The organism is Paraburkholderia bengalensis, assembly GCF_037126505.1.
Lineage (GTDB): Bacteria > Pseudomonadota > Gammaproteobacteria > Burkholderiales > Burkholderiaceae > Paraburkholderia > Paraburkholderia bengalensis.
On the sequence record NZ_JACFYJ010000004.1, the window covers coordinates 178,648 to 201,211 of the forward strand.

A 22,564-nucleotide genomic window follows, 5' to 3' on the forward strand; every position below is an offset into this window, starting at 1 on the left:
TCCCCGGGGTTACCGTCGACACCGGAGACATCGAGAGACTAAGTTGGACGAAATAACAGACCGGTGAAAAACAGTTTTTACACAAATGCGTTGCTTCTCACCCACACCCCGACTATTCAAAATTCGTCAGCCAAGAAAGATACATTCTGTATTACTAATTATTCTAAACAAACCGTAGATCCCTCTACGGTTTGATCGATCAGGCGCTGGCGATCAGCCCGCCGTCCACCCGCACCACTGATCCCGTAACATAGGAAGCGGCTTCGCTTGCCAGAAAGGCCGCTGCCTGAGCATATTCCTCCGGCCGACCGTAGCGGCCAAGGGGGATGGAGCCGGTGCTTTCAGCCGAGACCTCTTCAACTGTTCGCCCTTCCCGTTTGGCCTTCGCTTCGTCAAGAAAGCGGATACGATCAGTGCCGATTCGACCCGGTACGATGATGTTCGCTGTGATGCCGTCACGACCGATTTCTCTAGCCAGCGACTTCGACCAACCAACCAGAGACATGCGCAGTGCGTTCGAAATCGCGAGCCCCGGGATTGGTGCGACTACACCCGACGATGCGCTCGTCACTATACGCCCCCATTTCTTTGCCTTCATACCGGGTAGCACACGGTCTGTGATACCGATGACCGACAAGACCATTGAGTGAAAGTGCTTTCCCCAAAGCTCCGCGGGTTGGCCTGACGCCGGCGTCGGCGGCGGACCGCCCGTGTTGTTAACGAGTATGTCCACGCTGCCGAACCGCGCCTCGATCGCATCCACGCGGGCATCGATGACGGAAAGATCACCGAGGTCCCATTCGAGGGACAGTTCTTCTCCACCTTTTGAACGGACGCCATCCGCAACGGCCTTTAGCGCTGTAGCATTGATATCCGCAAGGACGACTTTCGCGCCCTCGCGCGCAAGCGCGAGGGCAATGGCGCCACCAAGGCCGCCGCCTGCACCAGTGACAAGCGCAACCTTGCCTGCAATTCCCAAATCCATGTCGTATCCATCCTGTCCGGCAATACTGCCGGCTTGGTTTGATGTTCGGCCGACGGCCGGTCGTGTAAAAACAAGATATTTCCAATTATTTGACGCGCGCCAGCAATTTCACGAAGCGCCAATGGTCACGGTGCCTGCGTGAGTTCCGGAGACTATGTTTAGCGGTAGGTTTTCCCGCTGGTGGATGTCGCCTCTATAGTGCGTGACAGAAAAATCAATGAATCGACGCACTCGCGGGGTCATGTATCGATGACCTGAGTACAACATCCAGACCGTACGTGTGCCGTTTTCAAGTTCGAAATCTTCAAGAAGCGGCACAAGCGTGCCGTCACGAAGCTCTGTCGAGACAAGTGAAGCCGGCAGTCGGGCAATGCCGAGACCGGCTTTCACCGCACGGATCACAGTCAACTGATCGGACGAACTAAACACTCGACGCAAGAGTATGCGTTGGATGCCGTAATCGTCACTGAAATCCCATGTGCGCAAGGATGGCTCAGAGGCTGTGAGAACGTCATGATCGGTGAGATCTGACGGCTGGGAAGGTGTCTGTTTCTGACCAAGATAGATGGGTGACGCCACGATCACGTCCCGTACCACGGTCAATGGACGACACACCAGCGAAGAATCTCGTAATCTGCGTTCCGCGACGAAGCATAAGTCGTAGGTACCCACCACCAGATCCTGCGTCGACGCGAAAACCGTAATCTCAAAGTCAACACGAGGCTCGCTCTTCCGAAACTCAGCAATCAGCCCGCAAAGATCAGCAGCCGCGAACGATTCATGCGCCGCAATCCTTAGAGAGCCGCCTGCATCACGTGCAGAGGAGCATACATTCGCTTCCAGGGTATCCAGGTGCCGCAACAGTTCCCGGCAGCCCTGCCAATACTCTTGTCCGGCCTCGGTAAGGGCAACGCTGCGCGTGGTCCGATTGAGCAGCCGCAGATTTAGATGTGTCTCCAGCGTTGCGACACCGCGAGTCACCATCGCGGTTGAGACTCGCAACTCTTTTGCGGCAACGGTGAAGCTCAGCGACTCGGCTACCTTGGCGAACATCCGCATGGCGGAGAGTTGGTTCATATCCTTGCGACCTAAGAAGAGCGGCTAACTAACCAGCCATCCAGCCACCATCGACCATCAGATTGATACCTGTCACAAAACTGGCGAGAGGGCTCGCAAGAAACAGCGCCGCCCCGGCGACGTCCTCCGGTCTCCCAAGACGAGGCCATGGCGTGCGCTGATGAGAATATTCAAGGGCGCGAGGATCGTTTGCCGCACCGGGCTTACCGGTGATTATTTTCCCGGGCGCAACCGCATTGCAGACGATCAGATCGGGTGCATGATCGACAGCCACCTGCCGGGTGAGCTGCACCGTTCCACCCTTGGTGACGCCATACGGGAAATCACCCGGAGAAGCCACCATGCCATGTTGCGAGGAGATGTTAACGATGCGGCCGCGAACTTCATCGACGGGCTCCTGGCCAAGCATCTGCTGAACAGCGCGCTTGCAACCGTGAAACATGCCGGTGAGATTCACACGTAGCACCTGGTCCCATTGCGACTCGCTCGTCTGAACCAGGTTGGTGCTCGTATACGTTGCGGCGTTATTCACCATCACGTCGAGTCGCCCGAACCGCTCAACAGCGCCTACGATCAGCCGGTCGACCTGTTCCCAGCTGGATACATCGGTAGCAACACTCATGGCAGTTCCACCGAAGGTTTCAATCACTACCTGAGTTGTTTCGCCCCCTTCTATCGGCTCATCCCGCAAATCCGCAAGGACAACGCGAGCGCCCTCCTGGGCGTATCGAACAGCTATTGCGCGACCCAGCCCAGAACTCGCACCGGTAACAACGGCGACTTTTCCTTCAAGCAAACTCATGATCGAATGCCCCTAAAATTGTCCCTGTCGGTGCAACCGATGCCAGGCGACCGTCCTCGTAAATTGGCTGGCCTCGCAGAAACACCGCAGTGAGTTTCCCCGGCACCCGCATGCCGTCGAAGGGCGTATACCCCGCCTTCGATAGCTGGTCGCCATGTCTGATGCATGTATCAAGATTTGGGTTAACTACCAGAATGTCAGCGTCTTTTCCGGGAGAAAGCGCGCCCTTGCGGTCCCCAATCCGGAACCGCTGCGCGGGATTGGTCGAACACATGCGGACCAGCGCGGGCAGGTCGATGTCGCCCGTACCGACGAAGTGCAACATCGAGGCCAACAAGGTCTGCACGCCAGGCATGCCACCCGGTATCGCCGCAAACGTGCCGTACTCGGCAGTCTTTTCTTCCCGGGAATGAGGGGCGTGATCCGTCGCGACAATGTCAATCAGCCCCTCGCGCAAGGCCTCACGCAGCACGTCACGGTCTTCGACCGATCGCATCGGAGGTGACGCCTTGATATCAGCACCGAGTTGGTAATAGTCCTGTGCGCTGAACAGAAGGCATTGCGGCGTCGTCTCGATGCTGACATCGGCAAGGTCGCGCATGCGGCGATACGTTGCTATTCCGAGCGCTGAGTTGGTCTGTCGGATATGGATACGGGTCATCGCCTCCGCTGCCGAAAGAATGGCCTTGGCAATTCCACTGGCTTCGGCCAGGGGCGGCCGACTAGCCGCGAACTCGTCTACTCCGCCCTGAACAACGGACTCCAACAACGATTGATCACCCGGTGACACACACGCAAGAATGTCCAACGGCTTTATCCGCTTTAGTGCATGCAACAGCGAAGACTGCGTGTCATGCAAATAGGCCGCTGGCACGTCAGCGGTAAACACCTCTACGGATACCGGGTTCAGCGATCGAAGGGCATGCAACTGATCGGTATCGCGACGCAATGCAACCTGAAGTCCGACATCGACGTATAACCGTCCCTTCGCCAAGCTTTGCTTCTCTGTGTACGAATCGACAGTGTCGGTCCACGGCTCATCGGTAGGCATATCGAGCAACGTAGTCACGCCGCCCGCCGCAGCCGCACGCGTACCAGATTCAAAGTCTTCCTTGTGGGTTAGCCCGGGTTCGCGCAAATGCACATGTGCGTCGACGAGACCAGGCAGTAGATAACAGCCGTCGACTCGCCATTCTGCTTTTGCGCCTACTGGAGTCTGCGGACTCAACAGCGCAGCTACCCGGCCACCACTTACGCACAGATCCGCACGCAAGAAACCGTTTGCCCCTACGATCGTGCCGCCTCGCAGTACCAGATCAAACACCATGCGCCTCCGTCAGGTGACTCATCACACCGAGTCCGGGCAGACGCCCTTCTTCGTGGGTCACCACCTCAAGCAACGCCGCCCTACCGTCGCGAACAGTAGCGACACAACGCTGCAACGCCTCTCGCAGGTGCTCGGGGTCAATCACGCATTCACCATGGCCCCCAAGCGCTTTCGCGATCGGTGCATATTCGCCGGATACACGATTTGCCTGATACTTCCTGGTCGCTATGGGCATACTCGCGGCATAGCCACCAAGCACGTGATTACGCAACACAATGACGAGGACCGGTAGCTGACAGCGAACGGCTGTCTCAAAGTCAATGCCAACCATACCGAACGCTGACTCCCCCATCACAGTCGCGACGACCGCGTCAGGGCGGGCGAGCTTGGCACCCATTGCGAAGCCAAGACTGCTGCCGAGCTGAGTCGTCTTGCCCCAGCCGAGATATCCATGAGGCTCGGTCACGTCGTAGAACGGAATAAACTGGTCGCGCGGATTGCCGGCATCGTGGGTCACGATGGCTTTTTCCCGGTCCAGCACTTCCATAATCTCTCGCACAACGCGGTAGGGTGAGATTGGACTACCATCCGCTTTCATGAACGGCATCCATCGGTCCATAAATACACGCCGACAGTCAGCGATCTCCTGTGCGAGTTCAACAGCACGTCCGGCACGTCGTGCCATCGCGGTTGCATCGTCACGAACACGGGCGAGCATCTGGCGCAATACAGACCGGCAGTCGCCGACCACACCAAGCGCAACCGGATAATCTTTCCCCAGGTCGTTTGGATCTATGCTGACCTGCAGAACGCGCTTACCTACAGGCACCGGACGGATGTAGTACGAACGCGTAAGGCTGCTACCTAACGCCAGGATGACGTCTGCCCGTTCGATAAAGCGATCTACGGTTGCCGGACGCGCGCGCCCCGCCGTGCCGAGTGCCAAGGGATGTCTCTCTGACATCGCACTCTTGGCATTCGGGGTGGTCATTACAGGCACGTTGACAAGTTCCGCGAACTCGACCAGTTCCTTGGTTGCCCGCGCGCTTAGAACACCTTGTCCAGCAAGGATCACCGGGTTCCGCGCTCCAAGCAAAGCTTCTACGATCTCATCGATTTCCGCCGCATCGGCCTGTGGACGCGCACGACGGGCCTGATGGAAGCTTGGAAACTCCAGATCGCACGGTTGCTCGAGCAAGTCCACAGGCAACTCAAGCAACACCGGCGCGGGCGGACCATTACGCACACGGGAGATTGCGCTGTACAAGAGTTGCGGCAGATCCTCAATGCGGCTTACCGATTCGCACCATTTTGTGATGTGTCTGAAATTCCGACAGGCCTCGAAGTTGGGAGCGACGGCTTCCGAACCACGCGGATAGCCGGTCGGCAAGAAAAGAACCGGCGCCCGGTCATTCCATGCCTGAGCCACGCCGGCAAACGCGCTTTCCGCCCCGGGACCATACTGAACGGTCACGACAGAAAGGTCGTCGCTCAGCGTGGTACGCGCGTGCCCTTCCGCGATATTGACCGCAACTCGCGGCGTGCGGGCAATCACCGGTGGGATGTCCAGTTCCGCTGCCGCATCAAACAACCCGCTGCTCGGGAAGCCGATGATGTGCTTCATCCCTTGCTGCTTAAGGATCGTCGCAACGATTTTCGCACCCGTCATTGCTCACCCCGTCGCGTCGACCAGAATACTGACGAAGTCACAATCAGGCTCCCTTCTTGAACTGCTTGTGATTGGCGAGCCAATGGCGCGCGATGTCCTCCCGTCGCATGAAAGCAGCCTTCCCATTCGAGCGGCTGACGTGCTCGATCACTTCGCGCAAACCAGAGGCGCGGTTTGGCTGTCCACTCCAGCGTGCATGCGCTGCGATGGTCAGCATCTTGCCGCCCGTCTCGTCCGCTTCATCAATCAGATAGTCAATGGCTGAGCGACAGTCTTCCGCGAAATCTCGCGGGTTGCCATAGCCTGGCGCGATGAGGTAGCGGCTATCGTTCAAAGTCTTCGAGTAAGGGACAACGAGCAGGTCGCCGCCGTCGTGCTTGACGAAGTAGGGAATGTCGTCATTACAAGGATCGGAGTAGTAGAGGAACCCCCCCCGACTCGATGATAAGTTCACGCGTATTCACACTCGGAAACGAACGGCAATTCCAACCCGCCGGGTGCACGCCCAGAACTTCCCGATACAAGTCGATTGCCTCTTGCAATTGCCTGCGTTCCTCCTCACGGCTCATGCCAGGGTAGTCCGTCCAACGCAATCCGTGGCCGAGTAGATCGTGCCCACGGTCCTTCATCCAGGCAGCCACGTCAGGGTTCTTCTGCAGTGCTACAGCGCAGGCCGAAACAGTGACCGGAACGTTATAGCGGTCGAACAGCCTGGCGAGTCTCCACACCCCTGCGCGGCTCCCATACTCAAAATGGGTCTCGGTGCCGAGGTCTCGCAAATCGGGACTTGTAGCGAGGTTATATTCGCCCCAGTTGTCGTTGCGACCATCTTCAAGCCACGAGTATTCAGATCCTTCCTCGTATATCAGCACGAGGTTGATTGCAACTTTCGCCCCGCCAGGCCAGATAACGTACGGCGGAGTCCGGCCATAGCCAATGAAATCCCTTGCTGGGCCTTGCGTCTGAATGTCAGTCATAGTGATAGGTTTCGCGTTCAGGAACGACTGGCGACTAGCCAATCCATGTAGTCGTGGAAGGCTTCCCGACCGTCTCGTGGCCGCCAGCCCGTATCGCGTTCGAGTCGCGAAATGTCATAGGCGCCCCACATCCCGGTGGCCAGGGCTGGGTCCTGGATGACATTTGCACTTGTCTCGTGCGTAACCTCGAAGCGAAGGTCGGGAACTCGCTGTAGGGCCCAGCCAATGATGTCGCCGATACTCGTTGTCTCGCCGCTAGCCACGTTGTAGTGCCGATAGCGCAGCTTGTCCGCTTCCGTGAGGGCAAGAATCGCCTTCGCCGCGTCCACAGAATGCAGATAGTCACCGACCGGTTTCAAGCTGTTAGGTCGAATGACCTCACCATCCAGCGCCATCTGGGCTACCCTGTTTGGCACGTGGCGGAAGTTTCTACTCTCAGTGGCACGATCCATCGGGCCGTAAATCGACGACAACCGCACAGACGCGGCCGAGAGTCCGAAGAGCTCCGCGTAGCGGTTTACGATCATCTCCGAGGCGAACTTTGAAATACCATAGAGCGTGAGAGGTGCGACGTATCCGTCCTCTGGGAGCGGTTCCGGTGCCCAGTCGGGCCCATGGTGCCGGTAGACCGAACCCGAGCTGATGTAGATGAAGCGTCTGATAGCCGGGTTTTGCCGTGCCCATTCCAGCAACTGCACGGTGCCCATAAGGTTGACGTCCACGATCTTGACGGGCGTTAGCGCCTCAGGCGGCACCCGCGCAGCCTCTTCCGCGCTGCCCCGGGAGATCGGCGTCACTGTAGCGCCATGCACAATGGCCGATATCTCATGACGCTTAAGTTCGGCAGCCCAACCGGACGGAGCGCGTACATCGCCCTCCACAACGGTAAGTCGCTCCCGCACAGGCGCAAACCAGGCTTGCGCCGTCGCGTCCAGCCCCGCACGATCAAGAATCACGGCTCGTCGATCAGGGTGTCGCTCAAGCCACTCGCGAGCCACCACGCTCATGACGAAGCCGGTCCCCCCTGTTATCAATAAGTTCATCTAAATTCCTGAAAAATTGAGTTACATCACCGACACCTGGTTCTGAGCTAGCGCGCCGTATACCCGCCGTCTACCAGTAAATCTGTGGCGGTGATGAAGGACGCATCCTCACTGAGTAAAAATGCAGCGCTGGCTCCAATCTCTTCCGGTTGACCAATTCGCCCGAGGATGTGAGCTGGACCGAGCATCGCGTCCGCCTCATCGAGAGAAGACCACGATTGCAACAGACGCCCGGTCCGCACCGCGCCTGGAGAAAGACTATTTACACGGATACCGTCAGATGCATGGTCGACAGCCATCAGGCGCGCGAGATGAATCAACCCCGCCTTCGCCGCGCAATAGGCGACTGATCGTGCCGCCGCGACGTGTCCCAACTGGGAAGCAACCAGGACGATAGAACCACCACCCGTTTCGCGCATGAGGGGAACGACAAATCGACTCATAAGGAAAGCACCGGTAAGGGAGACGTCGACTTCCTGATGCCAATGCGCAGGGTCAAGATCCTCCACTGATCCGTCATGCCAGGGTGCGGCCGCATTGTGAACGTAACCGTCGAGCCGACCGAACTGCGAACGCGCCCGTTCAACAGCGGCACGCGCTGACTCCAGGCTGGTTACGTCGCACTGCACGGCAAGCGCGGCAGAACCGAGCTGCCTTGCCGTACTGCTTGCGGCGTCTAAATCGATATCCGTGCATAAGACGAAGGCCCCATCAGCGATACATCGCGTTGCTATCGCAACGCCAATATCGCTTGCAGCCCCGCTAATCATCACTACCTTGCCTTCTAGGCGCTTACCGGGTGTTGTCATGATTCAAGCACGGACGGCAACGAGGTCTGACGCGCGAAAGGACGTTCTGCAGCGATGAAACGGCCCCGTCCCGGTTTCGATGTCACCTCACCTTCATTCCAGATGACATCGCCGCGCGAAATAGTGGTCACGGGCCAGCCATGCACAATCATGTCTTCATAAGGTGTGTGGTCGGTGGCGTGATGCAGGATGCTATTCCTGATAGTGACCTCGCGCTTGGGGTCCCAGATTGCAAAATCTGCATCGGAGCCGATCGCAATAATCCCCTTCTTTGGAAACAGGCCGTATAGCCTCGCCGGGGTCGTTGCCGTCACTTCCGCGAATTGCGTGAGCGACATACGTCCGCCGTTCACCCCCGCTGAGAACAGTAGCGGCAGGCGTGTTTCGATACCCGGCACACCGTTGGGAATGCGCGTGTACGGAGTATCCGGTCCACCAGCAATCTTGTCCCGGTAATGCCAAGGGGAGTGGTCGGACGAGAACACTTCAAGCGTGCCGTCAAGGAGGCCACGCCAGATTTCAGCCTGGTTTTCCCGTGGCCTTGGAGGCGGGGTACATACGCACATCGCACCAGACAGATCGGGGGTGTCAATATCTTCGGCAGCAAGAAAGAGGTATTGCGGACAGGTTTCTGCGTAGACCGGCAGGCCGCGCGCCTTGGCACGCCGGATCTCCTCCGCTGCGCTGGCGGCTGACACGTGACAGATAAGGATCGGTGTCTCGATTACCTCGGCCAGACTGATCGCACGGAAGGTTGCTTCACGGTCACCTATTGTCGGATGTGATACCACGTGATAACGCAGATGGGTCTTGCGTGCTTTCAGGAAGTGGTCCGTCAGCCAACGGATACATGCGTCATTCTCCGCATGCACCATCGCCATAGCCCCTTCCCGTCTTGCAACGTTCAATACCTCGAGGACTTCGTAATCGTCAAGCTTAAGCCCCTCGTAGGTCAGGTAAATCTTCACCGAAGTGCACCCCTCGGCGATCAACCTTGGGATCTCTTCCTCGAGCGTTCGCTGCGTCGGATCTCCGACAATCAGATGGAACGTGTAATCGATGTGCGCCTTCGGAAGTGCACGTTGATGGTAGTCCGCGACAACCTCAGACAACGATTGTCCACGCATCTGCATGGCAAACGGAATAATTGTCGTTGTTCCACCGCATAACGCGGACAGCGTGCCGCTCTGGAAATCATCAGCAGTGGACTTTCCCTCCCATGGCTGCTGATCCATGTGACAGTGAGCATCTACCCCGCCAGGCAGCACAATACGCCCGGCGGCAGAGATCTCGTCGCGCCCTGCAGGCAAATTGGCGCCAAGCGCGGCAATCCGTTCGTCGCGCACGCCGATGTCAATCTGAGATGGGCCCTCAGGCAAAACGACCGTACCGCCACGAATAACGAGGTCAAAGGGGCGATTTTCGTCGCTCATCCGAGCGCACCTCCCGAGTTGCTTTGCTGGAAAACCGGGCGCATCGTCCGGAGTTCCTCAAGACTGATATGACAGGCAATTTCATGTGTCGCAGAAGCCTGACGGACCGGTGGGGAAACGGTGTCGCAAATTTCACCAATCTTGCGATGACAACGCGAGGAGAAACGGCAACCCTGTGGCACGTTTATCGGACTGGGCGTCTCACCGCTCAGCCGGATCCGTTCCTGCTGCTTCACCGAAGCATCTGGACTGTGCACAGCTGAAAGGAGTGCCTCGGTGTAAGGGTGATACGGAGGAGCAAAGATTTCTTCAGCAAGCCCTTTCTCCATGATGCGACCGAGGTACATCACGACGATGCGGTCCGCAATGTGACGCACCAGCGCCAGATCGTGACTGATAAAGACCAGCGTGTTTTCCTGCTCTTTCTGGATTGATAGCAGCAGTGTGATCACGGCAGCCTGCACAGACACGTCCAGGGCCGAGACGGGTTCGTCTGCGACGATAAGCGACGGATTGGTCGCGAACGCACGAGCGATGGCGATACGCTGCTTTTGTCCACCGGATAGCTGCGAAGGACGACGCTGCGCCAGTTCGGCTGGTAGTCGTACGAGCTTGAGCAACTCTTGCAGGCGCTGCTCAATCGCCGCCTTGTCTTTGTAACCGCCGAATTTGCGCAATGCACGACGGATTGGTGTGGCGACAGAATGTGATGGATTGAGCGTGCTATCAGGATTCTGGAACACCATCTGAATCGACTTCAGCATGTCGTGAGCGCGTTTCTTCGCAGGTACTTGCGCCAGCTCGACGCCTGAGTACTGAATTGAGCCCGGCGTAGCGCCTTCCAGGCCAACAAGCATGCGCGCGAGACTGGACTTGCCGCATCCCGATTCCCCAACCAGACCAAGTATCTCGCCCTTGCCTACCTCAAACGATACAGATTCGTTAGCCTGGACAGTCCGACGTCCACCATTCAGGAGGTACTGCTTGGACACATCCTTCACTGTCAACGCCGTGGCATGTTCGATAGAGTCAGTTGCCCCGGCATTCAAGGCCACAGTTTCGCGCGTCAGCTCTTTCCATCGGATGCATCTGACCAGATGCTCACCAGCTTCGGCAGCGACAAGCTTGATTGGGTCCACGCCGCAGGTTTCCTGCTTGAAATGACTGCAACGCGGTCCAAACCAGCAACCCTGAGGACGTTCCTTCGGAGACGGCAGATGGCCCGGAATCGGCGATAGCGCTCGCGCGCCTTTTGCGCTCCCTATACCAGGGATACAGCCGAGAAGACCTTGCGAGTAAGGATGGCGAGGTTCGCGAAACAGCGTCTGCGTGCCCGCCTCTTCAATCATCTCGCCCGAATACATGATTCCAACCCGATCGCATGCGCTGGCGATGAGCCCGAGATTGTGAGAGATGTAGAGAAGGCTCGTCCCGTACTGCTTTCGAAGGTCTGCAATCAGGTCAAGAATCGCAGCCTCCACGGTCACGTCCAGACCGGTCGTGGGCTCGTCAAGCAGTAACAGCGCAGGACGGGCAAGCAAGGCCATCGCAATAACGATGCGTTGCTGTTGGCCACCTGACAGTTGATGAGGGAAACGCTTGAGCATCGCCAGCGGGTCCGGTAGACGCACATCCTCAAGCATGCTCGCGCACATGTCACGTGCTTCAGCGCGACTGGCGCCAAGATGGCGAATTGGAACTTCCGCCAGCTGGGCTCCGATCGTCTTGACCGGATTAAGCGCGCTCATCGGCTCCTGATACACCATCGCTACGCGACGGCCACGAATCGTGCGCAATTTTTCCGGGCTCGCGCCAACGATTTCTTCTCCCTCGAAACGGATGCTCCCGCCTGTCACCCGCCCGTTAGCACCCAGATATCCCACGACTGCCATGGCAGTGGTTGTCTTGCCGCAGCCTGATTCGCCCACCAGCCCGTAGCTCTCGCCTGGGGCGATGGTCAGCGACACATTGGGTACGGCAACGACTGATTCATACCGCCCACGGTATTCGATGCGGAGATCACGAATCTCCAGCAGAGCCTTATTAGCAGACGGCGACACATTGCGATTTCCGCGCAGGCCGGCATCAATGATTGCATTCATGGCTTCCATGCCTCCCGCAACCCGTCGGCCAACAAGTTGAATCCAAGGACGAGACTAACGATCGCGACCGACGGCGCAATCGACATCAGCGGCCAGACGTTAATCACCGTCGTCGTTTCCCGGACCATACCTCCCCAGTCCGGATTCGGTGGCGGAAGACCCAGCCCCAGAAATCCAAGTACACCAATCGTGATAATTGTGTAACCAATACGTAGGCACGCATCGACGAATAATGGACCACGACAGTTGGGAAGCAGCTCGCAAACGATGATATAAAAAGTACTTTCTGCACGTAGACGCGCCGCCGCCACGTATTCCTGCTGCTTGAGATCGAGCACGAGGCCGCGCACGATGCGCCCGATACCAGGTGCCGAAGCGATGGTTGTGGCAATAACAATATTGCTTATTGACGCCCCAACATTCGCAATCAGAATCACATAGAGAATGAGCACCGGAAATGCGAGCACCAGGTCCGAGAACCGGTCAACAATCGTTTCAATCCAACCGCCGAAGTAGCCGGCGAGCATGCCAAGGATGATGCCGGCAACCATGGCAACCGCCACAGACAGCGGGGCTACGAGCAGGACGGTCCTTGCACCAAATATCAGGCGCGAAAGAATGTCTCGTCCGAGAATATCCGTTCCCAGCCAGTGGGCTGCTGACGGCGTTGGGTCCGCCATAGCCATAGCGTCCTGCGCAGTAGGTGACGGCAACGATAAGACAGGTGCGAGCACGGCCAGGACCACCCAGAAAACGATCAGAAACAGTCCGATTACGGCCGTGGGAGAACTGAAGATACGTGTCCACGCCCGCCTCGGAGCACGCGCCGTTCGCACCGCCAGGGGCACAACACCGGGATCAATGGAAGACATGTAATTACCTCACACGAATGCGTGGATTAAGCAGCATGTAGCCAAGGTCGCCAAGAAACTGCGTGAGCACTGCGACGAATACAGTTACAAGAGTGGCAGCCTCAAGCGTTGCAATGTCACCAAACATGCTTGCATCCAGCAGCATCCGGCCAAAGCCTGGATAGGCAAAGACCATCTCTGTCACCACCACGCCGCCGATCAGAAAGTTGATTTGCAGCAACAGCACGGTGAACGGCGCGATCATCGCGTTCCTCAACGCGTGTCCAAGGATTACCTGCCTCGGGCTCAATCCTTTGAGGATTGCAGTACGGATGTACGGCTTCTCCATGACGCCGATCATTGAAACGCGAATCATCCGGGCCACATAGCCGAAGTCGTACAGCACGAGCACGGCGACCGGCAACACCAGTTGTGACGCGACAGACCAATGCCCTCCTTCACTTCCATCGAGCGGACTTGTTCCGGGGAGGACCGGCCAGAGAATCACGAACAGCGTCACAAGGAACACGCCAGAGGCAAACTCCGGAATCGAAGTAAACGTGATGCAGATAACCGAGAGAACCCGATCCAGCGCGCCCCCCTCCTTCAGTCCGGAAAGAATCCCGAACAACATGGAGAGCGGCACAATCAATGCAAAGGCAATTCCGGCCAATACCGCCGTGTGTCCGAGGCGCTTCCACATCACATCGTTGACCGGCACCTTGTAGAGGGTCGAGTATCCGAAGTTCCCAAAATATTGCGAGCCTCGCGGATCACTAAATCCAAGCCCATTACCCGGATCTTCGAGCGGGTCTGGTTTGGCACCAACGAGCACGCCAAGCCAGTTTCCATAGCGAACCATCAGAGGCTCGTCGGCATGCATCCGCTTTGACAGCAAGTCCACCTGCTGCTGTGTCGCATAGGGCCCGAGGGTTCGGCGTGCGACACTTCCCGGCGTGAACTCCGAGACCGCGAATACGACGAAAGACGCGCATAACATCGTAAGTATCATCAACGTAATGCGCTTGGCGAGAAATGAAGCCATCGGAACAAGACTCTCTGTTAGACCTTGCAGCAGCACCCGGTACACCGCGCCCCGGAAGGCGCCCCTTAAACTCACGCGCTTACTGCATACTGATTGGCAAAGATGTACTGCGACGGATGAACCGAGAAGCCTTTGACCTTCTTGTCCATGACTGTCGAGAAAGCACGCCAGAACGGTTGCACAATCGGGCCGTCTTCCTGCATGATTTTTTCGATCTTTTCCATCACGAGACTACGTTTCTTCGGGTCCAGGATGCCGTCTGCCTGATCGAGCAATGCATCGAACTCCGGGTTTGAGTAGCCTGACTCGTTCCATGCAGCATTTGATCGATACGCGAGAGCAAGCGTCATCACTCCTAGCGGGCGGTGGCCCCAACCAGTCAGACTGAACGGCACCTTCGTCCACACCTCCCAGTACTGCGCGCTCGGCAATGGCTTGATATTCACTCTTACGCCGATGTCCTTGAACTGTTCCGCCAAGGCCTGAACGGTATTCAGCTCCCAGATGGGATCAGGACGCGTCACCATGTCGATTTCGAAGCCGTTCGGGTAACCGGCTTCGGCCAGCAGTTTCTTTGCCTGTGCAACGTCGCGCCCATACTTGGGCAACGGGAAGTATTCGGGATGCACTGGGGCGACGTGATGGTCTTCGGCGGACGTACCTGCGCCGAGCAGTGAAGTCGCAATGATTTTCTGATGATCAATCGCAAGCTTCATTGCCTTGCGCACTCGTTTGTCTCCGAGGATCTTGTGATCGACGCGCATCCGGGCGACGCCAGTCTGCGACGTCAGTACGCTATAGGGCTGCACGTGCGGTAGCCGCTTCATTGCGTTTACCTGGACTGCGTCAGCCTCGGACAGCCCATCAACCTGACGCGATGCCATCGCCGAGATCCCCGCGCCAGCGCTATCGCCCAAATCGACAAACTCAAACGTATCGAGGTAGGGCCCTGTGCCCCAGTAATCCTTGCGCGCTTTGTACATCGCGCCCTTGCCTACCGTGTACGATGTGAGTTCGAACGGTCCCGTGCCGTTAAACCCGGCGCCAAACATTCCCTTGTCCGCCGGATCCGTGATGAACATCGCGTAATGGAACAGATGTTCCGGGACGGCGATCTGCGGCGCAAAGCAATTCAGCCTGACCGTCAGGTCGTCTACCTTTTCAATCGCATGATCTGACCAGAGGCGGCTGGCCTTCTTCGGCTTTCCGTTCGCGTCTTTCTGACCGGAGTCATATTCCTGGACAAGATACCCCGTGAACAATCCAAGCTGCGACGAACCAACCGCTGGATCACAGACACGCTTCAGATTCCATACGACATCGTCTGCGTTCAGTGCTCGACCGTTGTGCCATTTCACACCCTTGCGGATGTGCAACGTCCAGGTCTTCAGATCGTCGCTGGCCTCCCATTTTTCGAGCAGATAAGGGTGGGTGATATTTGCGCCATCAGTAAATGTAAGGAACTCGCAAACCTGCCGAATCACGTTTGATTTTTCAGCAAAGTCAGCTTGATGCGGGCTCTTGATCTCCATGCATCGCATGCCGATACGCAGGTGTCCGCCTTTTGGCAACGCATCTGCGGCCTTCGCCTCGTCAATGAAAGGGTTTTTTTCACCGCTGAGCTTATACGCCGTGACTGCCGACAATCCGAGCAGTGTGGCCGTGCGTAGAAAATGACGGCGCGAAATGGTCCCGCGTTTCAGGTCTTCGACGAGAACAGGAATATATGGGTGCTGAGCGGGCTTGGAATCCTTGGACACTGCGTTTTCTCCGGGAATGGGGGCGGCGGGCAATGAACAACTGACGCAAGGTTACGGCGATTCGATTCGTTGCAAAAAACACAATGCGACATTTCAGGTACAAAACGCGACATGCGCGATTTTGCACAGCGGCTGTCAAGAACCGACCAGGTGGAGCGGTTCAATTTACCGCTGACCGTCGAGTTAACCCGCCTTGACGCACCTCTCTTGGAGTATTCCCGTATTGGGCGCGATACATGCGTCCGAATCGCGACACGGACATGTAGCCACAGATTTGCGCGACGTCCGCAATCGACAGGTCGGTTTGCAAAATCAGATCGTGAGCGCGGGCCATACGTAGACCCGCGTAGAAGGCAGAAGGCGTTTTTCCCAGATGCGTGACAAACAACCGCTCGATCTGCCGGGTCGACAGCTGCACCCGTCGGGCGAGAACCTGGAGATCAACGGGGTTGCGGATGCTGGATTCCATCACCTTCACTATCTCCAGCAACTTTGGATTACGGATGCCAAATCTGGTTTGCGCTGGCAGGCGCTGCGCCGAGTTTTGCTGACGTATCTCAGGATGGTTGAACTGGTCTGAAATGGCATCTGCGATATCCCGCCCTTTGCTGGCGGCAATCACATACAACATCATGTCAAGTGTCACCGTCCCGCCCGACGAGGTAATAAATGGGCCATCCACAGCGAAGATGGCGTTTGATGCGACACTTTGTGGAAACTCCTCCTGGAAAGCAGCGAGCAACTCCCAATGGACCGCGCATCGACGCCCTTCGAGCAACCCCGCCTTTGCAATCAGGAACTGGCCCGCGCATATCCCTCCGAGCACACATCCAAGGCCGTGCAATGACCTCAGCCATCTGAACACAGCAGGCTTATACGCTTTGATGTGGTTCAGCCCAGCACAGAGAATCACCAGATCGCACGCGGGCATATCGGCTATCGAATAATCGATGGGAATCGGAACGCCCGCGCTTGAATGAACCGGCGCACCGTCTGTTGACACAAAAATCCATTTGTAAAGACTGCGTCCGGCGATACGATTCGCCTGCCTGAGCGGATCCAGGGCCGCGCCGAAGGTCATCATAGGGAAATCTGGGACGAGGAAAAAACCAACGCGTAATGGCTCGCTCGCCGCCGCAATCATTTCAAGAGCATTTTCTGAATCTTGTCGCATCGTAAGGTGCCTTTAAGGATTCCAGCGATGGCAGCTAACTTGCCTCTTGACATGCAGGGCTGTCAATGTGTCTATTTAAAAGCGGGTGGCATCGAGAGCCTTACGTATGCACAACCATGGACGGATGAAAGACTCGCGTGGTGGCGGGCTGCGTTTGGTGTGACCCGGTCCGGTCCGCAAAGGGGGCGACTTCTTGTCGCCGATTGCAAGCGAATGAAAGCTGTGTTCCGTAGAGCCGCGTGCGTCCCATACTGCCAAAGGCGTCGTTGAGCGTGCCGCTGTAGCATGGGATCGAAAACGTGCTTGCGCACTTCGGTTGCAGCGGTCTGCCCAGCCTCGTCGAACACACGATCGCGTTAGCTTCTCACTGCCTATATCCGTGAACTGGGGTCACGCAACCGGCAGCTGGGCGAACGTATTGCCCAACCAGAGGAGCAGTTCCGCTAGCGCGGAGCCAACGTTTCGCCCCGAGCTTGGGCGGCGCGCGGCAATCGGAAGAAGTCGTCCTCCTAATTCCCGAAACGCCCGCGCTGGCCGCAGCGCAACGCGCCCATCGGTGACCGCCCTGAGTGTGCCAGGGGCAGGTGTTCCCGATAGCATCGAGACGGCTCCGAAAAAGCTTGGCGCAATAAACGCAACGTCGGAATCTGCTGTCCGCGTGAGAGCCGTGTGGCGGCGACCTCACCCTGAAGCACCACATAAAAACTGGACCTCGTTTCGTCTTCCCGGGCAACGATGTCCCCCGCGACAATGCTGAATTCCGTCAGCTGTTCGCGCAGCCACTGCCTTCCGGCCTGCCGGCCGATGATGCCGATGCTCCAACGCCGGCCGGCGACAGCAGTCTTGTCTGGTCCGACGCACGCTTGTTGGGCGTTGTACATCCTGCCATGGGAAAGTTGCAAAAGAAGCATCGAATTGTCTGCGACCAAGTACGACCGCTTTTCGTTAATTGCCATTCCGTGTGCGATCAACGAAATCATTGCGCAAGCGGCAACATACGACCCGATGGAGTCTGCCCTCGTCGCTCCATAGCAGACGATTGGACTTCCGGGTAGCGGCCACTCGGCCTTCACGAAAGTTTTGCGTGTGTTCGATTCGAGACTCCGGTCCACGTTTTTTGTCTATCCTCTGGGTAACGAACAGCACCGGGGTGCGCCAATCCTCGAACCCTCGCCCATCGATGCAATGGACAAGCGCGTATCAACAGGAGGTCGAAATGGAGCAGGTTTTGCGTGCGGCAGTCGTACAAACGGGATCGGCCATGTTCGATGTCGAACGAACGCTGGCCAAGGTCGAACAGAACGTCGTCGCGGCGTCGAAACAGGATTCGCAGTTGATTGTGTTCCCCGAGGCCTTCGTGTCCGCTTACCCCAAGGGACTTCAATTCGGGGCTTCCGTCGGCGCCAGGACGCCTGAAGGCAGAGAGGAATATCGCCGGTATTTTGAAAGTGCCATCGAGGTGCCGTCCGTCTGGAGCGATCGACTCGGCCAGATCGCAGGCGATCTCAAGCAATACCTGGTCGTCGGCGTGATCGAGCGCGATGGGGGCACGCTTTACTGTACCGTGCTCTTCCTCGCGCCCGATGGCGGGCTGCTGGGCAAGCACCGCAAGCTGATGCCCACGGCGGCCGAGCGGTTGATCTGGGGATTTGGCGACGGATCGACGCTTCCCGTATTCGATACGCCCTTCGGTCGTCTGGGTGCAGTGATCTGCTGGGAAAATTACATGCCGCTCCTACGCATGGCGATGTACGCAAAGGGCATCCAGATTTATTGCGCGCCCACAGCGGACAGCCGGCCGACCTGGGTGGCTTCCATGCAACACATTGCGATGGAAGGCCGCTGCTTCGTGCTCTCTGCGTGCCAGCATCTGCGACGCAGCGACGCCCCGCAAAATTATGCAGCCGTCCAGGGAAACGATCCCAATGCCGTTCTGATGCGTGGCGGCAGTTGCATCGTGGGCCCGCTTGGAGAAGTGCTTGCCGGGCCTGTGCTTGATGAAGATGCCCTGCTCGTCCACGAGCTGGATTTCGGTGACCTCTCAAGAGGGAAGTACGACTTCGACGTCGTCGGGCATTATGCACGGCCAGATATATTCCGCCTGCATGTGAATGAGGCGCCGACTCCACCCGTCATCTTTGAGCAGAACCGTTGACTGGTTGCTCGTTACGCCGCAGACCTTCTTCTGGCTGATTTGCCCCGATCATTTCCGGAAGATAAGCGAGCCCGTATCCAGCGAGAGCTGCCCGCAAGATCATCGGACTCACATTGAACACGCATTGTCCTTTCACCTGTAACGACAACGCGTGCCCATCTTTTCGGAATTCCCATGGCATCACTCCGCCATACGTGGGAAAGCGCAAATTGATGCAGTTGTGATGCGAGAGTTCTTTTGGCGTAGCCGGATGCGGATAAGAAGCGAAATAGCCGGGAGATCCCACGACCGACATCCGGCTATCCGGGCTGATACGCACGGCAACCATGTCTTTGGCGAGATGTTCTCCAAGACGAACGCCCGCGTCGTACCGCTCTGCGACTATATCGATCACACGGTGCTCGACATTCACTTCGACGCTGATGTCGGGATAGTCGCGCACGAAACCTTCAAGCTTGGGCCAGATGATGGTTTCGGCAGCGTGAAGCGGCGCCGAGATCCGGATGGTTCCCGCAGGTTTATCGCGCAGAACGGACAGCGCTGCTATCTCCGCTTCAATGCTCTGAAAGCTCGGGCCAATCCGGCCAAGAAGACGTTCGCCCGCCGCCGTCGGAGCAACGCTTCGGGTCGTACGCGTCAAAAGACGAAGGCCGAGACGTGTCTCCAACTCGCGGACGGTTTGACTAGGCGCAGACTGAGACACGCCTAGTTGCGCTGCGGCTTTGGTAAAGCTGCCTTCACGCGCAACAATGAGAAAGGCGAAGATTTCATTGAAGTTTTCACGCATGGCACTTCGCGTCACGACACCCGGCGGGCTCATCATGCAATTTTAGCGATTGACCATCTTTTGACCTTGAGCCGAGTACCGGTCACCCTGAACGGTCACACTCGACACGGCAGTGTCGATATCGCGCAGATCGTCGGCGCTCAGCACGATGTCGGCAGCACCATTATTTTCCCCGATGCGATGGACTTTCGTGGTCCCGGGAATGGGAACGATCCAGCGACGTTGTGCGAGAAGCCAGGACAACGCGATTTGGGCTGGTGTAACGTGTTTGCGCGCTGCGATTGGGGTCAACATGTCGACCAATACGCGATTCGCCTTGCGCGCTTCGGGTGCAAAGCGCGGCACGGTATTGCGGAAATCACTCGCATCGAACCGAGTGCATTCATCGATAGCCCCTGTCAAAAATCCTTTGCCCAGCGGACTGAAGGGAACGAAGCCGATTCCAAGCTCTTCCAGCGTCGGCAGGATTTACTGTTCCGGCTCACGCCACCACAGCGAATACTCGCTCTGTAGTGCGGCAACCGGCTGCACAGCGTGGGCGCGACGAATCGCTGGCGCGCCGGCTTCGGACATTCCGAAATGCTTGACCTTCCCCTCACGAATCAAATCGCCTACGGTGCCGGCGACGTCTTCGACAGGTACCTGTGGGTCCACGCGGTGCTGATAACACAGATCGATCCGATCGGTCTTCAGACGCGCGAGGGCCGCGTCTGCGACTTCACGAATGCGCTCCGGACGGCTATCCATTCCAGCCTTCGGATTGCCCTCGCGGAAGCCGAACTTCGTCGCGATCACGACTTGATCGCGAAACGGCGCCACGGCCTCACCCAGTATCTCTTCGTTAAGGAACGGACCATAAGCCTCCGCGCTATCGAAAAAGGTGACCCCTTGCTCGAACGCCGAGCGGATCAGTTTGACCGATTCAGCGCGTTCGGTGGGCGGCCCATAGGCGAAGCTCAGTCCCATGCAGCCAAAGCCAATGGTTGAGACTTCCAGGCCGCTCGTTCCAAGTTTCCGTGTTTGCATTATCAACCTCAGGGCTCAAGGTACTCCGCAAACGGCCGCATAAACGGCCGGCTATGAGGAACCAAACTGTACCCGCCCGGCAGTATGCTGATTAGACCTATGTCTTGAAGGAAAACGAGAAGGTCCCAGGTTCACCACATTGCGATCGGTAATTTCATTAGCGTGACCACTTCCACCATATTGATGTAACGCGCCGTCGGAATCATGCTCGCAGCAACGCAGGCAGTAATCTAGGGCCGTTCGTATCGGATTCGTTCGCAGGCAACGCCGATCGCTTCACCATTTTTCACGTCTCCCCACATTCGGCGAGTCTCTCATCTCAACAAAGGTGCTGCAGATACGAACGGCGAGGCATCGATAGCTGTAGGTACAATCCGCCCATGTCGGGAGCGAGGCGAGTCGACAACAGAACGGCAACATCAGTTTTATTCGCATCCGCAAACCGTTCTGCCTTGTCGAGATAAGTTTCCATGGTTTCTACTGCTTGCACGCCTTGCGCGATAGCCTGGGCATACATCGGAATCTCCAGCAATATGTGTTTTCGTCAAGTCATGCTTTGATACGACACCGCGAAGAACTTCTCATACAATACAGCGACCCAACCCCACGTGAGCGAACGCGTTGGACCGACTAGAAGCCATGGAAATGCTGCTGACCGCCGTGGACAGGGGAAGCCTGTCGGCGGCAGCACGCGAACTGAAGATCCCTGTCAGCACGCTCACCCGCAAGGTAGCCGACCTCGAGGAGCTGCTGGGAACGCGGTTGCTGATACGAACCACGCGAAAACTGACATTGACCGACGCTGGTATGTCCTACGTCGCCGCGGCCCGGCGCATTCTCGACCTCGTGCGTGAACAGGAGCACGAGGCCACCGGCGAATTCGCGACCGCGAAAGGCGAACTGGTCGTGACTGCACCCATGCAGCTGGGCCGCCTGCATGTTTTGCCCGTCATCAATCAGTTCCTGGCGCAGTATCCGGACATCACCGTGCGGCTCCTTCTCTCCGATCGAAACATCGACCTCATCGATTCGCACGCCGATCTCGCGTTGCGGATCGGAGAACTCGCGGACAGCAGCATGATCGCCACGCGCATCGGTTCGTTGCGCCCGATCGTCTGCGCAAGTCCGGCCTTTCTTGCCAACCATCCGCCGCCGCGCGAACCCGACGATCTCATCAAATATTCGTGCGTCGTCTTCAATAGCCCCTATCTGTCGCCGTGGCGCTTCCGCCTGCCCACGACGAGCAAGATCTATGTGCTCGGCGTGAAACCCCGGCTCGAAGTCACGACACCCGACGCTGCCGTCAGCGCCGCGGTGGACAACGCCGGCATCACCTACGTCTTCGAGCACGATGCCGACGAAGCGCTCCGCAACGGGCAACTGGAGGTACTCCTGCCACAGTTCGAGATCGAACCGGTGCCCGTACATCTGGTTCACGTGTCCCGAAATCTGATGGCCATCAAACTGCGGCACTTCATCGACTTTGCGGCGCCCAAGCTCAGACAATCGCTCTCCCGATTCGGCAAACAGAAGCGGCACTAG

At 57.5% G+C, this 22,564-nt stretch carries 20 protein-coding genes and 2 pseudogenes; 2 read left to right on the forward strand and 20 right to left on the reverse strand.

Annotation, left to right across the window (positions count from 1 at the left end; all coding sequences use genetic code 11):
* Positions 1 to 199: 199 nt before the first annotated feature.
* The 17 genes and pseudogenes from H3V53_RS04490 to H3V53_RS04560 all read right to left on the reverse strand — a co-directional run bounded on the left by H3V53_RS04490 (position 200) and on the right by H3V53_RS04560 (position 18,010).
* Entirely contained in the window at positions 200 to 985 is a 786-nt protein-coding gene (locus H3V53_RS04490; protein ID WP_336596906.1) for an SDR family oxidoreductase, read from the reverse strand.
* Between the two features lie 108 nt (positions 986 to 1,093).
* Positions 1,094 to 2,062 (reverse strand): LysR family transcriptional regulator, encoded by a 969-nt coding sequence (locus H3V53_RS04495; protein ID WP_336596907.1) that lies wholly within the window; start codon positions 2,060 to 2,062, stop codon positions 1,094 to 1,096.
* A gap of 28 nt (positions 2,063 to 2,090) precedes the next feature.
* The gene (locus tag H3V53_RS04500; RefSeq protein ID WP_336596908.1) at positions 2,091 to 2,864 is read right to left on the reverse strand and encodes an SDR family NAD(P)-dependent oxidoreductase; all 774 of its coding nucleotides are present in this window, start codon (positions 2,862 to 2,864) and stop codon (positions 2,091 to 2,093) included.
* Entirely contained in the window at positions 2,851 to 4,191 is a 1,341-nt protein-coding gene (locus H3V53_RS04505; RefSeq protein ID WP_336596909.1) for a dihydroorotase, read from the reverse strand. The genes H3V53_RS04500 and H3V53_RS04505 overlap by 14 nt, the downstream gene beginning before the upstream one ends.
* Positions 4,181 to 5,860 (reverse strand): thiamine pyrophosphate-requiring protein, encoded by a 1,680-nt coding sequence (locus H3V53_RS04510; protein WP_336596910.1) that lies wholly within the window; start codon positions 5,858 to 5,860, stop codon positions 4,181 to 4,183. The genes H3V53_RS04505 and H3V53_RS04510 overlap by 11 nt, the downstream gene beginning before the upstream one ends.
* 43 nt (positions 5,861 to 5,903) lie before the next feature.
* Positions 5,904 to 6,314, reverse strand: coding sequence for a polysaccharide deacetylase family protein (locus tag H3V53_RS04515; RefSeq protein WP_336596911.1), 411 nt, complete (start codon positions 6,312 to 6,314; stop codon positions 5,904 to 5,906).
* Positions 6,262 to 6,837 carry a polysaccharide deacetylase family protein gene (locus H3V53_RS43565; protein ID WP_419539416.1) on the reverse strand — a complete coding sequence of 192 codons (576 nt, stop codon included), beginning with the start codon at positions 6,835 to 6,837 and terminating at the stop codon, positions 6,262 to 6,264. Before H3V53_RS43565 ends, H3V53_RS04515 begins: the two co-directional genes overlap by 53 nt.
* Positions 6,838 to 6,854: 17 nt before the next feature.
* The gene (locus tag H3V53_RS04520; RefSeq protein WP_336596912.1) at positions 6,855 to 7,880 is read right to left on the reverse strand and encodes an NAD-dependent epimerase/dehydratase family protein; all 1,026 of its coding nucleotides are present in this window, start codon (positions 7,878 to 7,880) and stop codon (positions 6,855 to 6,857) included.
* A 47-nt stretch (positions 7,881 to 7,927) separates the two neighbouring features.
* Positions 7,928 to 8,689 carry an SDR family NAD(P)-dependent oxidoreductase gene (locus H3V53_RS04525; protein WP_336596913.1) on the reverse strand — a complete coding sequence of 254 codons (762 nt, stop codon included), beginning with the start codon at positions 8,687 to 8,689 and terminating at the stop codon, positions 7,928 to 7,930.
* A complete protein-coding gene (gene hydA / locus H3V53_RS04530) occupies positions 8,686 to 10,122 on the reverse strand; it encodes a dihydropyrimidinase (RefSeq protein WP_336596914.1) in 1,437 nt (478 codons plus the stop codon). Before hydA ends, H3V53_RS04525 begins: the two co-directional genes overlap by 4 nt.
* The gene (locus H3V53_RS04535) at positions 10,119 to 12,233 is read right to left on the reverse strand and encodes an ABC transporter ATP-binding protein (protein WP_336596915.1); all 2,115 of its coding nucleotides are present in this window, start codon (positions 12,231 to 12,233) and stop codon (positions 10,119 to 10,121) included. The genes hydA and H3V53_RS04535 overlap by 4 nt, the downstream gene beginning before the upstream one ends.
* Positions 12,221 to 12,904, reverse strand: a complete 684-nt coding sequence (locus H3V53_RS04540; protein WP_336596916.1) for an ABC transporter permease — start codon at positions 12,902 to 12,904, stop codon at positions 12,221 to 12,223. Before H3V53_RS04540 ends, H3V53_RS04535 begins: the two co-directional genes overlap by 13 nt.
* 15 nt (positions 12,905 to 12,919) lie before the next feature.
* Positions 12,920 to 13,096 (reverse strand): annotated as a pseudogene (locus tag H3V53_RS43570) (hypothetical protein); the annotation flags it as partial.
* Positions 13,097 to 13,100: 4 nt separating this feature from the next.
* Positions 13,101 to 14,120: an ABC transporter permease subunit gene (locus H3V53_RS04545; protein WP_054920043.1), complete on the reverse strand. Its 1,020-nt coding sequence runs from the start codon at positions 14,118 to 14,120 to the stop codon at positions 13,101 to 13,103.
* Positions 14,121 to 14,191: 71 nt separating this feature from the next.
* Positions 14,192 to 15,880 carry an ABC transporter substrate-binding protein gene (locus tag H3V53_RS04550; protein WP_336596917.1) on the reverse strand — a complete coding sequence of 563 codons (1,689 nt, stop codon included), beginning with the start codon at positions 15,878 to 15,880 and terminating at the stop codon, positions 14,192 to 14,194.
* Between the two features lie 160 nt (positions 15,881 to 16,040).
* Positions 16,041 to 17,054 carry a GlxA family transcriptional regulator gene (locus H3V53_RS04555; protein ID WP_336596918.1) on the reverse strand — a complete coding sequence of 338 codons (1,014 nt, stop codon included), beginning with the start codon at positions 17,052 to 17,054 and terminating at the stop codon, positions 16,041 to 16,043.
* A gap of 509 nt (positions 17,055 to 17,563) precedes the next feature.
* A complete protein-coding gene (locus H3V53_RS04560; protein ID WP_336596919.1) occupies positions 17,564 to 18,010 on the reverse strand; it encodes a cyclic nucleotide-binding domain-containing protein in 447 nt (148 codons plus the stop codon).
* Positions 18,011 to 18,270: 260 nt separating this feature from the next.
* Here H3V53_RS04560 and H3V53_RS04565 point away from each other — a divergent pair, with 260 nt between their 5' ends.
* A complete protein-coding gene (locus H3V53_RS04565) occupies positions 18,271 to 19,209 on the forward strand; it encodes a nitrilase-related carbon-nitrogen hydrolase (RefSeq protein ID WP_336596920.1) in 939 nt (312 codons plus the stop codon).
* Here the strand turns inward: H3V53_RS04565 and H3V53_RS04570 are convergent.
* The 3 genes and pseudogenes from H3V53_RS04570 to H3V53_RS04580 all read right to left on the reverse strand — a co-directional run bounded on the left by H3V53_RS04570 (position 19,187) and on the right by H3V53_RS04580 (position 21,539).
* On the reverse strand, positions 19,187 to 19,996 hold the full coding sequence (locus tag H3V53_RS04570; protein WP_336596921.1) for a LysR family transcriptional regulator: 810 nt from the start codon (positions 19,994 to 19,996) through the stop codon (positions 19,187 to 19,189). The genes H3V53_RS04565 and H3V53_RS04570 overlap by 23 nt on opposite strands.
* 42 nt (positions 19,997 to 20,038) lie before the next feature.
* Positions 20,039 to 21,022: pseudogene (locus H3V53_RS04575) on the reverse strand (aldo/keto reductase).
* Positions 21,023 to 21,341: 319 nt separating this feature from the next.
* Positions 21,342 to 21,539: a DUF1993 family protein gene (locus H3V53_RS04580; RefSeq protein WP_336596922.1), complete on the reverse strand. Its 198-nt coding sequence runs from the start codon at positions 21,537 to 21,539 to the stop codon at positions 21,342 to 21,344.
* Between the two features lie 122 nt (positions 21,540 to 21,661).
* Between H3V53_RS04580 and H3V53_RS04585 the strand changes: the two genes are divergently transcribed.
* Entirely contained in the window at positions 21,662 to 22,564 is a 903-nt protein-coding gene (locus tag H3V53_RS04585) for a LysR family transcriptional regulator (protein WP_336596923.1), read from the forward strand.

What these genes read in the sequence shown, in the direction of transcription:
- H3V53_RS04490 (WP_336596906.1), bottom strand. Translation starts at nt 985, where the DNA reads ATGGATTTGGGAATTGCAGGCAAGGTTGCGCTTGTCACTGGTGCAGGC.
- H3V53_RS04495 (WP_336596907.1), bottom strand. Translation starts at nt 2,062, where the DNA reads ATGAACCAACTCTCCGCCATGCGGATGTTCGCCAAGGTAGCCGAGTCG.
- H3V53_RS04500 (WP_336596908.1), bottom strand. Translation starts at nt 2,864, where the DNA reads ATGAGTTTGCTTGAAGGAAAAGTCGCCGTTGTTACCGGTGCGAGTTCT.
- H3V53_RS04505 (WP_336596909.1), bottom strand. Translation starts at nt 4,191, where the DNA reads ATGGTGTTTGATCTGGTACTGCGAGGCGGCACGATCGTAGGGGCAAAC.
- H3V53_RS04510 (WP_336596910.1), bottom strand. Translation starts at nt 5,860, where the DNA reads ATGACGGGTGCGAAAATCGTTGCGACGATCCTTAAGCAGCAAGGGATG.
- H3V53_RS43565 (WP_419539416.1), bottom strand. Translation starts at nt 6,837, where the DNA reads ATGACTGACATTCAGACGCAAGGCCCAGCAAGGGATTTCATTGGCTAT.
- H3V53_RS04520 (WP_336596912.1), bottom strand. Translation starts at nt 7,880, where the DNA reads ATGAACTTATTGATAACAGGGGGGACCGGCTTCGTCATGAGCGTGGTG.
- H3V53_RS04525 (WP_336596913.1), bottom strand. Translation starts at nt 8,689, where the DNA reads ATGACAACACCCGGTAAGCGCCTAGAAGGCAAGGTAGTGATGATTAGC.
- hydA (WP_336596914.1), bottom strand. Translation starts at nt 10,122, where the DNA reads ATGAGCGACGAAAATCGCCCCTTTGACCTCGTTATTCGTGGCGGTACG.
- H3V53_RS04535 (WP_336596915.1), bottom strand. Translation starts at nt 12,233, where the DNA reads ATGGAAGCCATGAATGCAATCATTGATGCCGGCCTGCGCGGAAATCGC.
- H3V53_RS04540 (WP_336596916.1), bottom strand. Translation starts at nt 12,904, where the DNA reads ATGGCGGACCCAACGCCGTCAGCAGCCCACTGGCTGGGAACGGATATT.
- H3V53_RS04545 (WP_054920043.1), bottom strand. Translation starts at nt 14,120, where the DNA reads ATGGCTTCATTTCTCGCCAAGCGCATTACGTTGATGATACTTACGATG.
- H3V53_RS04555 (WP_336596918.1), bottom strand. Translation starts at nt 17,054, where the DNA reads ATGCGACAAGATTCAGAAAATGCTCTTGAAATGATTGCGGCGGCGAGC.
- H3V53_RS04560 (WP_336596919.1), bottom strand. Translation starts at nt 18,010, where the DNA reads ATGGCAATTAACGAAAAGCGGTCGTACTTGGTCGCAGACAATTCGATG.
- H3V53_RS04565 (WP_336596920.1), top strand. Translation starts at nt 18,271, where the DNA reads ATGGAGCAGGTTTTGCGTGCGGCAGTCGTACAAACGGGATCGGCCATG.
- H3V53_RS04570 (WP_336596921.1), bottom strand. Translation starts at nt 19,996, where the DNA reads ATGCGTGAAAACTTCAATGAAATCTTCGCCTTTCTCATTGTTGCGCGT.
- H3V53_RS04580 (WP_336596922.1), bottom strand. Translation starts at nt 21,539, where the DNA reads ATGTATGCCCAGGCTATCGCGCAAGGCGTGCAAGCAGTAGAAACCATG.
- H3V53_RS04585 (WP_336596923.1), top strand. Translation starts at nt 21,662, where the DNA reads ATGGAAATGCTGCTGACCGCCGTGGACAGGGGAAGCCTGTCGGCGGCA.